This window comes from Micrococcus sp. HG099 (genome assembly GCF_024723355.1).
GTDB lineage: Bacteria > Actinomycetota > Actinomycetes > Actinomycetales > Micrococcaceae > Micrococcus > Micrococcus endophyticus.
This window is the reverse complement of record NZ_JANQCJ010000099.1, coordinates 1-8,956: the sequence shown is the minus strand read 5'-3', so window position 1 is coordinate 8,956 and position 8,956 is coordinate 1. Positions and strand designations below refer to the sequence as shown.

The following is an 8,956-nucleotide window of genomic DNA, read 5'->3' as shown; positions in this document are numbered from 1 at the left end:
GTAGGAGCGTCGGCAGCGTCAGATGTGAATAAGAGCCAGCCGAGGGTGAGGGCATGCAGACCCCCGACCAGCCGGCCCCGCCCCGCCCCGCGGACGACGCGCGGGCCGACGTCGCCGCCCCGGCCGACGCCGACCAGCCCGACGCCGCCCTGCCCGCCTTCACCCTCCTCGCCGCGGACGGCGAGGCCGACGCCCCGGTGTGCGGCGTAGACGGGGTGTGCGCATGAGCCCCTTCGAGACCGCCGAGGACCGCGTCACCGTGGACGTGTGGAGCGACGTGATGTGCCCGTTCTGCCTGATCGGGGACACGCTGCTGGACCAGGCCGCGGACGCCGCCGAGCACCCCGTGGACATCCGGTACCACTCGTTCCAGCTCCAGCCGGACCTGCCGGCGGACCGCCCTCAGCCCGTCCTGGACATGCTCGTGGCCGCCAAGGGCATCACCCGCGAGCAGGCCGAGGCCATGGACGCGCAGATCACCGCCCGCGGCGCCGAGGTGGGCGTGACGTTCCGCCAGGACATCGCGCAGGCCGTGAACACGCGGGACGCGCACCGGCTCTCCCACCTCGCGGCCGAGCACGGCCTCCAGCACGCGGTGATCCGCCGCCTCTTCGAGGCCTACTTCACCGAGGGCCGCAACGTGGCCGACCACGAGGTGCTCGCCGACCTCGCCGCGGAGGCCGGCCTGGACCGGGACGCCGCGCTCGCCGCCCTCGCCTCGGACGCCCACGCGCAGGACGTGGACGAGGACGTGGAGACCGCCCGACGCCTGGGCATCCACGGCGTCCCGTTCTTCGTGGTGGACGGCAAGTACGCCATCTCCGGCGCCCAGCCCCTCGAGGTGTTCCAGCGCGCGCTGGCCACCGCGTGGGCGGAGAAGCCGGGCCGCTGAACCGCCCACGGCGCGGGGGCGCGGGCCGCTGACCCCTCAGCGGCCCGGGCCCGGCACTGAGGGGGGGCGGCCTCCCGGCGGGCGGGGCAGTGCCGGACTCGGTGGTCGCAGGGACTGTGGATGACCGCGGGCCCCGTCCGGCCCCGGGTGTGCAATGGTGCCGTGAGCGTGCGTGGAGAGACCCTGGCCGGTGCCCGACTCGCGGCCGGCCTGATTCGGGTGGCGCGGCGCCACGGCGACGCCCAGGACCACGCCGCACTGCTGGAGGAGCACGGGCTCGGCGGACCGGATGCGCTCCCCGTGCGCGAGCGCCTCGTGCTCGCCGGGCGGCTGAGCCGATGGGCGGGGCGCCTGCGTCCGGTCTTCGCGGCGGACGGCCCCCGCGACCGCGCCGACGCGGTGGCCGCCCTCCTGGAGGCGGTGCCGATCCGCGCCCTCCTGAGCGCGTCGGCCGGACATGAGACCTCGCCCGTCTGGCGGTTCACCGCGGCGAGCGCGGACGGCTCGGGTTCGCTGGACGACGTCCTGGGACAGGTCCAGGCGACGACGGCGGGGGCGCTGGCCTGGCTCGTCGTGGACGGTGAGGGCGACCGGCTCGGCCTGTGCGGCCTGCCCGGGTGCCGCGCGGCGTTCGTCGACGAGAGGGACCGCGGCCGACGTCGCCGGTTCTGCTCGGACCGCTGTCGCGCCGCGGCCGCCGTGCGGACCCACCGGGACCGGGCCTGGCTCCGCGAGCACGGCGGTGGCAGCCCCGCCACCGAGGGATGCGCCGGCATGGGACCCCGATGAGGGTGGCCTGCTGAGGGGCCGGCTGAGGGCGCACGATGAGAGGCGGGGGAAGGCGTCGTCGGGACGCCTGCAATCTTTTCTCCGCAGTTTTCGATTGCACTTTCCGCTGAGACCACTCTTCCGCCGGACAAGGACAGAGGCCCCGGCGTGGGAGACGGAGACGACGGGGTGACCCGCCGGGGGCCTAGGCGCGCGCGGCCAGCTCGTCGTCGACGTAGACCGGCTCGGAGGCGCGCAGGCCCGCCGCCGCCATCACCACACCGGAGGCCGCGAGCAGCACGAGCACGAGGGTCCAGCCGCCCGTGAGGTCGTGCAGCAGGCCCACCGCGAACGGGCCGATCGCCGCGAGCACGTAGCCCACCGGCTGGGCGAACCCGGACAGGCGGGCCGTCACGTGCGGGTCCCGGGTGCGCGCCGCCAGCAGCGTGATCACCGTGGGGAACGCGAACCCGCCCAGGCCGAGCACCGCCGCCCACAGCCACACCCCCGCCACCGGGGCGGCCAGCATCCCCACGTACCCGAGCGTCGTCATGGCGCCGAACAGCACCATCCACGCCTTCAGGTTCCGGGAACGGCTGATCACCGTGGGCATCATCAGGGAGCCCACCACGCCGAGCCCCGCCGTCATCCCGAGCGACGTCCCGGCCGCGCCCGCGGACAGGCCGGCGTCGCGCAGCATCTGCGGCACCCACCCGAACTGCACGTACGCGTTCATGGACTGCACGCCGAACAGCAGGGTGAGCGCGAGGGCGGTCGGCGAGCGCAGCAGGCTCACCCCGCCGCCCTCCGGGGTGAGGATCCGCGGGAAGTCGTGGCCGGTGCGCCACGCCACCGCCGCCCACACGGCCAGCGGCGCGAGCGCCGCCAGCCCCCACGCGCCGAGCGCCCAGCGCCACCCGTCCGCCCCGGCGGCCGCCGCGATCGGCGCCGTGACGAGCGCCGCCGTCGACCCGCCGAGGGTGAGGGACGCGCTGTAGACCGTCATGAGCACGGTGGTGCGCGAGGCCGCGTGCAGCTTCACCCACGCCGGGATCAGCACGTTGCCCAGCGCCATGCCGGACAGCGCCAGCACGGTGAGCAGCAGGAACGGGGCGACGTCGTCCACGACGGCGCGCCCCGCCAGACCCGTCGCGGCCAGTCCCGCGCCCAGCGCCAGCGCGGCGGACATGCCCAGCCGACCGCCCATGCGCACCGCTACGAAGCCGACCCCGCCGAACACGATCCCCGGCAACGCCGCCAGCAGGCCCGCCAGCCCGCCGCTGAGCCCCAGCGCCGCGGACACCTCCTGCATCACCGGGCCCAGCGTGGTGGCACCCGGGCGCAGGTTCATGGCGAGCAGCAGGACGGCGGCCAGCGCGAGGCCGAACGGGACCGACGCCGGCACGCGCCGCCCGGGGCGGGCGTGCGGGGGCAAGGGGTCCGGAGAGGTGGAGGGCACCCGACAGTTCTACCGCGTCCGCGCCGACGACCCCGCATCCGGCCTCGTCAGCCCGGCCGGGCGGGCGAGGCCCGCTCAGCCGAGGTCGGCGATGAGCCGCTGCGTCAGCTCCGCGGAGGACGCTGGGTTCTGGCCCGTGTAGACGGCGTCGGCGGGGCGGAGGAGAGGGAGGAAGAGGGAACGGCCGGGCGTCGTCGCAGGCCACCTGACGGCGACGCCCGGCCGCCCCTCAGATCGTGGCGGACCGGCGGGCGGCCGCGGCCATGGCCGCGAGGCGCGCGCGCAGGTGCGCGGAGGGGGCGGCGACGCCGTCCAGGGCCAGGGCCGGGGCGAGGTCCGCGTTCACCTGGGCGGCGACGTCGGCCAGGACGGTGGCGTCCTGCATGGCCCAGGCGCGGAGGGTGAGGTGGGCGCGCATCCAGGCGGTCAGCTCGTCCTCGGACTCCGGGGTCAGGGTGAAGCCGGTGCCGGCGGCGCCGGGGCTGGTGCGCTCGACCTCGAGGTCCAGCTCGTCCTCGAGCAGCGCGGCGAGCGCCTGGCGCAGCGGGGAGACGGCGGTGCGGCCGGACTGGAAGGCGGCGCGGACGTCACGGGCGCGCAGGCCGTGGGGGGCCACGGCGACGGCGAGCAGGCCGGTCTCCTCGGCCTCGACGCCGAGCCGGGCGCGGGCGGACTCGGCCGCGACGACGGCGACGATGCCGGGGACCTCGGGAGCCTCGGCGAGGAACTGCGCGTAGGAGACGCCGGGCATGGCGGCCAGCACGGCGGTGGCCTCGGCGGTGAGGGACTGGGTCTCGGCGGCGGTGATCGTCATGCACACAAGAGTGAACCGGGGTTCACCGAGTCACCACGCGCATCCACATGGTGAGATATGCGTCCGCCTTATGAGACGATCCGGTTCCTCGCCGTTCACTCGTCGCGCCCCTCAGCCCGCGTCGGCCCCCGTCAGGCGCGCCGCGAGCCCGGCGCGGACGGCCGGCCACTCGGGAGCGGTGATGCTGAAGTAGTCCGCGTCTGCGATGGACCCGTCCGCCGCCTTCCGGAACGCCCGCAACGTCCCCTCGAAGGTGGCCCCCAGGCGCAGGATCGCCTGGTGGGAGCGGGTGTTGCGGTGGTCGCACCGCAGCCCCACGCGGGCCACCCCCAGCTCCTCGAACGCGTGCCCCAGCAGGAGCAGCTTGCACGCCGGGTTCACCTCGGTCCCCCAGTACGGGCGCGCGTAGATCGTGTGGCCGACGTCGACCCGCACCCCCGGCACGTGCTCGTAGAACGCGGTGCGGCCCACGAGCTCGCCGTCCCGCTCCACGGCGAAGGCCTGCATCCCCGGCACCGCCAGGAGGGTGCGCAGGTGCTCGGCCATGGCCTCGTCGGTCTCGGGCAGGGGCGTGCTCAAGCCCGCCCAGGCGGCCGCGTCGACGATCGCGCGCAGCGCCGGGGCGTCGTCGGGGGTCAGGGGGCGCAGGCGGACGGAGTCGTGGGTCAGGTACAGCTCGTGGGGCATGACGGGATCGTAAGCCTCCCGTCACCGGCGCCGGTGGTTCGATGGGCCCATGAGCCTGCGTCTGTCACACACCACCTGGGACGCCCTGGACCCGTACGCCGTCGCCGAGTTCTGGCGCGAGCTGATGGGCTGGGACGTCAGCGAGCCCGACTCCTACGAGCCCGGCTCGGACGAGTGCTACCTCGTCACGCCGCACGGGTACACGGTCCTCTTCTACAAGGTGCCGGACGCCAAGCGCGTCAAGAACCGCGCCCACATGGACCTGGCCGTCGAGGATGGCACGCGGGACGAGGAGGTCGAGCGCGCCCTGCGGATCGGCGCCGTCATGGTGGACGACCGCCGCGGCGACCTCGGCTGGGCCGTGATGGCCGACCCCGAGGGCAACGAGTTCTGCATCCTCGACATCTGAGCGACGCACCACCCCGCGGCAGGACCCCCACGAGCGTTCGTGGGGGTCCTGCCGTGGGGACAAGGACGTGGACTACGCGGCCGAGAAGCTCGGTCTCACGGGCGAGGCGGACGAGGTCGTGCGCTGAGCTGAGGCGGCGGCCCCGGCGACGTCGAGGAGCCGGGGCTGGGGTGAGCCCCGACCCTCAGACCAGCAGCCCGACCGCGAGCGCTGCCACGCCGAGCGCCGGGACGACGCCCTGCTTGAGGGCGGCGCCGCGCTTGTCCGGGCTGGAGAGGAGCAGGACGAGGGCGGCGGCGGCCATGGAGCCGGCGCCGGTGAACACGAGGGTCGCGCCGACGGCGTGGTGGCCCGCGGCGTAGAACGTGATGCCCAGCACCACGGCGATGGCCAGGAACAGGTTGTAGAAGCCCTGGTTGAAGGCGAGCTCGCGGGTCGCCTCGGCCTCCTGCACGGTGCCCGTGCCGAAGGTGCGGCGGGCGCGCTCGGAGGTCCACGCGAGGGACTCCATCCAGAAGATGAACACGTGCACCAGCGCCGCGAGGCCGGCGAGGACGAAGCCCAGGAGGATCATCCTCCCACCCTAGCCACCGCTCACAGCCCGAGCAGCCGCCGCGGGGTGTTCCAGTGGTCGCTCGTGACGGTGGTCTGCGCCCTGGCGACGTGGGGCGGCGGGCTGATCGCTGACGTCGCCTCCCCCGCCCTGACCGGCGGCATCCAGGGGTTCGCGGCCGGCGCCCTGCTGGTCATGCTGATCGACACGATGATCCCCGAGGCCCGAGAGAAGGGTGGGGAGAAGGCTGGGCTGCTCACCGTGGTCGGCTTCGCGCTCGGCGCGTTCCTGTCCCTGGTGGTGTGACCGCCCAGGGACAGGAACGCCCGATCCCGGTCACGGGGTGGGCATGCCGCCGGTGACCGGGATGGTCGCGCCCACCACATAGGAGGACTCCGGCGAGGCCAGGAACACGTAGGCCGGGGCGAGCTCGGTGGGCTGGCCGGCGCGGCCCAGCGGAGTGGACTGGCCGAAGTCCGGCAGCTCCTCCGTGGGCTGGCCGCCCGAGGGCTGCAGCGGCGTCCAGATGGGCCCGGGCGCCACGGCGTTCACGCGGATGCCCTTCGGCGCCAGCTGCTGGCCGAGGCCCTTGGTGAAGTTGTTGATCGCGGCCTTCGTGGAGGCGTAGTCGATCAGGGTCTCCGGCGGCATGTAGGACACCACGGAGGTGGTGTTGATGATGGACGCGCCGGGCTTCAGGTGCGGCAGCGCGGCCCGCACGAGGCGGAACTGGGCCAGGATGTTGACGTCGAAGGTGGCCTCGAGCTGCTCGTCGTCGATGGCCTCGAACTCCTTCTGGGCCACCTGCTTGCCGCCGTTGTTCACGAGCACGTCCAGCCCGCCCATGGCCTCCACGGCCTGCGCCACCACGTCCTGGCAGAACTGCCGGTCCCGCAGGTCGCCGGCGATCCCGACGGCGGTGCGCCCCTCCGCCTTCAGGACCTCGAGGACGTTCTGGGCGTCGGTCTCCTCCTCGGGCAGGTAGGTGATCACGACGTCGGCGCCCTCGCGCGCGAACGCGATGGCGGTGGCCGCGCCGATGCCGGAGTCGCCGCCGGTGATGAGCGCCTTGCGGCCGGCCAGGCGGCCGGTGCCGCGGTAGGAGTGCTCGCCGAGGTCGGCCTTCGGGGTCATCTCGGCGTCCAGGCCGGTGCCCTCCAGGTACTGCTCGGGCGGGCTGATCACGGGGTAGCGCTTCGTGGGGTCCTGCAGGGTGAGCTGGTCGGTGGTGGTGGTGTTCGCGTCGTCGTGCGCCACGGGGTGCTCCTCATGGTCTCGGGGCGACGCGCGGTCTGCGCGCCGTCCTCCGAGCCTAGGGAGCGGACCCGTGGCGGGGCCACGGTTCGTCGTCGCAGGTCAGGCCACGGTGCGCACGGGGACGGCGAGGCCGGTCACGAGGGTCTCGGGGTCGACGTCGGGCCCCGGCTCGGTGTCGTAGGCCTCCCAGCAGAGGTCCCCGGGCTCGTGGCCGTCCGCGCGCAGGGCGTCCAGGAACGCCTCCCAGGCCTCGGGCAGCAGCTCGTAGGGGCCGGTGTGCTTGGCCACGGCGAGGCGCCCCGCCGGCAGGGAGGACGGCTCGACGCGCACGCCGTCGACGTCCAGGGGCGCCGCCGGCGGCACGTCCACGGGGTGGCCGACCTCGAGGTCCACGCTCTCCCCCAGGCCCTGCCCGGTCATGCCCCGGTACAGCGCGAACGCGGGGCCCGCGGGGGCGAACACGCCCTGCCCCATCGCCGCCCCGAGGGCGCGGAAGGACGTGTCCATGAAGTGGTGCAGGCCGTCCACGGACTGTCCCGGCCCGCGCACCACCACGGTGGGGAAGCCGGGGAAGTCGATCACGTGCATCTCGGAGAGGGTGCTCATGCGCCCAGCGTAGCCGCGGTGTGACCCACGCCTCAGCGGCCGGCGGCGAGCGCGGCGAGCGTCCGCTCCCACTGCCGGGGGTGCGTGAGGCGCAGCACCGGGGTGCCGGCGTCGTCCGCCTCGCGCGCCCGGATCCAGGCGCGCTTGCGGTCGAACGACTGCGCGTGCCAGCGCAGGATCGAGTCCGGGCCGACAGCCCGCGCCCACGTCTCCACGTTGCCGTTGCAGACCTCGGTCCCCCGCGCGGCACGGCCCGCGGTGCGCCGCCCCAGCCGCGCGAAGGTGCGGGCGCGGGAGTAGTCCAGACCCACGACGACGTCGGCGCGCGCGGTCGCCGACGCCCGGTACGAGCCGTAGGCCGAGTCCAGGATCCACGCCGGCCCGGACGTGATCCGGTCCGCGATCGCGACCTGCTCCTCGACCGGGCGCTGCGCCCAGCCGGGCAGCCAGCCGATCCGCTCGTCCACGAGGGTGACGGGCAGGCCCAGCACCGTCCCGAGCGCCAAGGCCGCGGTGCTCTTGCCGGAGCCGGTGACGCCGTGGAACAGGACGCGGCGGGCGCGGCGGAGGTCCTCGAGCGTGGCGGCGGGCATGGGGACAGCGTAGGGGCGGCGGCGCGGGGGCGGCAGGATGGACCCATGCCCGAGACCGCCGCACCGCACCCCGCACCCGGCCCCACGCCCGGCACCGCCCGCCGCTTCCTGGAGGTGGACGTGTTCGCCACCGGGCCGCTGACCGGGAACCCGCTGGCCGTCGTCGTGGACGCCGAGGGGCTCTCCACCGAGCACATGCAGGCCCTGGCCGCGTGGACCGGCTTCTCCGAGACCACGTTCCTGCTGCGGCCCACGCACCCCGACGCGGACTACCGGGTGCGGATCTTCACCCCGCGCGAGGAGTTCGACTTCGCCGGCCACCCCACCCTCGGCAGCGCCCTGGCCTGGCTGCACGCCGGCGGGACCCCGCGCACGCCCGGGCGCCTCGTCCAGGAGTGCGGGGTGGGACTGGTGCCCGTGACCCTCGCCGACGACGGCGTCCTCGCCTTCGCCACCCCGCCCCTGCGCCGCTCAGGCCCGCTGGACGAGGCCGACGTCGTGGGCATCGCGGCGGGCCTCGGCGTGGGGCGGGAAGCGATCGTGGACCACGCGTGGGGCGAGAACGGCCCGGCCTGGCAGCTCGTCCGGCTGGCCGACGCCGACGCCGTGCGGGCCCTGGAGCCGCGCGGGCACGCGGAGCTGAAGGTCGGAGTCGTGGGGCTGGAGGCGACGGGCGCGGAGACCGCGTGCGAGGTGCGCGCCTTCGCCTACGGCTCCGAGGACCCGGTGACCGGCAGCCTCAACGGGGCGCTGGCGCAGTGGCTGCGCGGGGCCGGGCTGGTGCCGCCGCGGTACGTTGCCGCGCAGGGCTCGCAGGTGGGCCGGCGGGGGCGCGTCCACGTGCACGACGACGGCGCGCGCATCTGGGTGGGCGGGCGCGCGGCCGTGCTGGTGGACGGGACGATCGCGCTCTAGGCC

Annotated in this window: 13 protein-coding genes; 6 read left to right on the top strand and 7 right to left on the bottom strand. The window is 75.1% G+C overall.

Annotated features, from left to right (window positions below; genetic code table 11):
- Nucleotides 1–53 precede the first annotated feature (53 nt).
- From NWP10_RS08975 to NWP10_RS08965, 3 genes are all read left to right on the top strand, one after another.
- Entirely contained in the window at nt 54–227 is a 174-nt protein-coding gene (locus NWP10_RS08975; RefSeq protein WP_017489687.1) for a hypothetical protein, read from the top strand.
- Nucleotides 224–892, top strand: a complete 669-nt coding sequence (locus NWP10_RS08970) for a DsbA family protein (protein ID WP_026107041.1) — start codon at nt 224–226, stop codon at nt 890–892. The genes NWP10_RS08975 and NWP10_RS08970 overlap by 4 nt, the downstream gene beginning before the upstream one ends.
- 162 nt (nt 893–1,054) lie before the next feature.
- Complete coding sequence (locus tag NWP10_RS08965) at nt 1,055–1,681, top strand: CGNR zinc finger domain-containing protein (protein WP_258300659.1); 627 nt, start codon at nt 1,055–1,057, stop codon at nt 1,679–1,681.
- 184 nt (nt 1,682–1,865) lie between these two features.
- Here NWP10_RS08965 and NWP10_RS08960 read toward each other — a convergent pair whose 3' ends face one another.
- From NWP10_RS08960 to NWP10_RS08950, 3 genes are all read right to left on the bottom strand, one after another.
- The gene (locus tag NWP10_RS08960) at nt 1,866–3,119 is read right to left on the bottom strand and encodes an MFS transporter (RefSeq protein WP_258300658.1); all 1,254 of its coding nucleotides are present in this window, start codon (nt 3,117–3,119) and stop codon (nt 1,866–1,868) included.
- Between the two features lie 229 nt (nt 3,120–3,348).
- Complete coding sequence (locus tag NWP10_RS08955; RefSeq protein WP_258300657.1) at nt 3,349–3,933, bottom strand: hypothetical protein; 585 nt, start codon at nt 3,931–3,933, stop codon at nt 3,349–3,351.
- 111 nt (nt 3,934–4,044) lie between these two features.
- The gene (locus tag NWP10_RS08950; RefSeq protein ID WP_258300656.1) at nt 4,045–4,620 is read right to left on the bottom strand and encodes a GNAT family N-acetyltransferase; all 576 of its coding nucleotides are present in this window, start codon (nt 4,618–4,620) and stop codon (nt 4,045–4,047) included.
- A gap of 49 nt (nt 4,621–4,669) precedes the next feature.
- Here NWP10_RS08950 and NWP10_RS08945 point away from each other — a divergent pair, with 49 nt between their 5' ends.
- Nucleotides 4,670–5,029: a VOC family protein gene (locus NWP10_RS08945; RefSeq protein ID WP_184173054.1), complete on the top strand. Its 360-nt coding sequence runs from the start codon at nt 4,670–4,672 to the stop codon at nt 5,027–5,029.
- A gap of 184 nt (nt 5,030–5,213) precedes the next feature.
- Here the strand turns inward: NWP10_RS08945 and NWP10_RS08940 are convergent, their stop codons facing one another.
- Nucleotides 5,214–5,603 (bottom strand): DUF1304 domain-containing protein, encoded by a 390-nt coding sequence (locus tag NWP10_RS08940; protein WP_258300655.1) that lies wholly within the window; start codon nt 5,601–5,603, stop codon nt 5,214–5,216.
- A 45-nt stretch (nt 5,604–5,648) separates the two neighbouring features.
- Between NWP10_RS08940 and NWP10_RS08935 the strand changes: the two genes are divergently transcribed.
- Nucleotides 5,649–5,888, top strand: coding sequence for a hypothetical protein (locus tag NWP10_RS08935; protein WP_258300654.1), 240 nt, complete (start codon nt 5,649–5,651; stop codon nt 5,886–5,888).
- A 30-nt stretch (nt 5,889–5,918) separates the two neighbouring features.
- Here the strand turns inward: NWP10_RS08935 and NWP10_RS08930 are convergent, their stop codons facing one another.
- The 3 genes from NWP10_RS08930 to NWP10_RS08920 form a co-directional block, all read right to left on the bottom strand.
- The gene (locus NWP10_RS08930) at nt 5,919–6,839 is read right to left on the bottom strand and encodes an SDR family oxidoreductase (RefSeq protein ID WP_258300653.1); all 921 of its coding nucleotides are present in this window, start codon (nt 6,837–6,839) and stop codon (nt 5,919–5,921) included.
- A gap of 99 nt (nt 6,840–6,938) precedes the next feature.
- Nucleotides 6,939–7,445: a GyrI-like domain-containing protein gene (locus NWP10_RS08925; protein ID WP_017489433.1), complete on the bottom strand. Its 507-nt coding sequence runs from the start codon at nt 7,443–7,445 to the stop codon at nt 6,939–6,941.
- Between the two features lie 32 nt (nt 7,446–7,477).
- Nucleotides 7,478–8,038, bottom strand: coding sequence for an adenylate kinase (locus NWP10_RS08920; protein WP_258300652.1), 561 nt, complete (start codon nt 8,036–8,038; stop codon nt 7,478–7,480).
- A gap of 45 nt (nt 8,039–8,083) precedes the next feature.
- On the opposite strand from NWP10_RS08920, the gene NWP10_RS08915 reads away from it, so the two are divergent.
- Nucleotides 8,084–8,953, top strand: a complete 870-nt coding sequence (locus NWP10_RS08915; protein WP_258300651.1) for a PhzF family phenazine biosynthesis protein — start codon at nt 8,084–8,086, stop codon at nt 8,951–8,953.
- Nucleotides 8,954–8,956 lie beyond the last annotated feature (3 nt).

Bases quoted from the DNA above. Each gene is read 5' to 3' on its own strand.
- NWP10_RS08945 (WP_184173054.1), top strand. From the start codon at position 4,670: ATGAGCCTGCGTCTGTCACACACCACCTGGGACGCCCTGGACCCGTAC.
- NWP10_RS08925 (WP_017489433.1), bottom strand. From the start codon at position 7,445: ATGAGCACCCTCTCCGAGATGCACGTGATCGACTTCCCCGGCTTCCCC.
- NWP10_RS08950 (WP_258300656.1), bottom strand. From the start codon at position 4,620: ATGCCCCACGAGCTGTACCTGACCCACGACTCCGTCCGCCTGCGCCCC.
- NWP10_RS08955 (WP_258300657.1), bottom strand. From the start codon at position 3,933: ATGACGATCACCGCCGCCGAGACCCAGTCCCTCACCGCCGAGGCCACC.
- NWP10_RS08940 (WP_258300655.1), bottom strand. From the start codon at position 5,603: ATGATCCTCCTGGGCTTCGTCCTCGCCGGCCTCGCGGCGCTGGTGCAC.
- NWP10_RS08920 (WP_258300652.1), bottom strand. From the start codon at position 8,038: ATGCCCGCCGCCACGCTCGAGGACCTCCGCCGCGCCCGCCGCGTCCTG.
- NWP10_RS08970 (WP_026107041.1), top strand. From the start codon at position 224: ATGAGCCCCTTCGAGACCGCCGAGGACCGCGTCACCGTGGACGTGTGG.
- NWP10_RS08915 (WP_258300651.1), top strand. From the start codon at position 8,084: ATGCCCGAGACCGCCGCACCGCACCCCGCACCCGGCCCCACGCCCGGC.
- NWP10_RS08975 (WP_017489687.1), top strand. From the start codon at position 54: ATGCAGACCCCCGACCAGCCGGCCCCGCCCCGCCCCGCGGACGACGCG.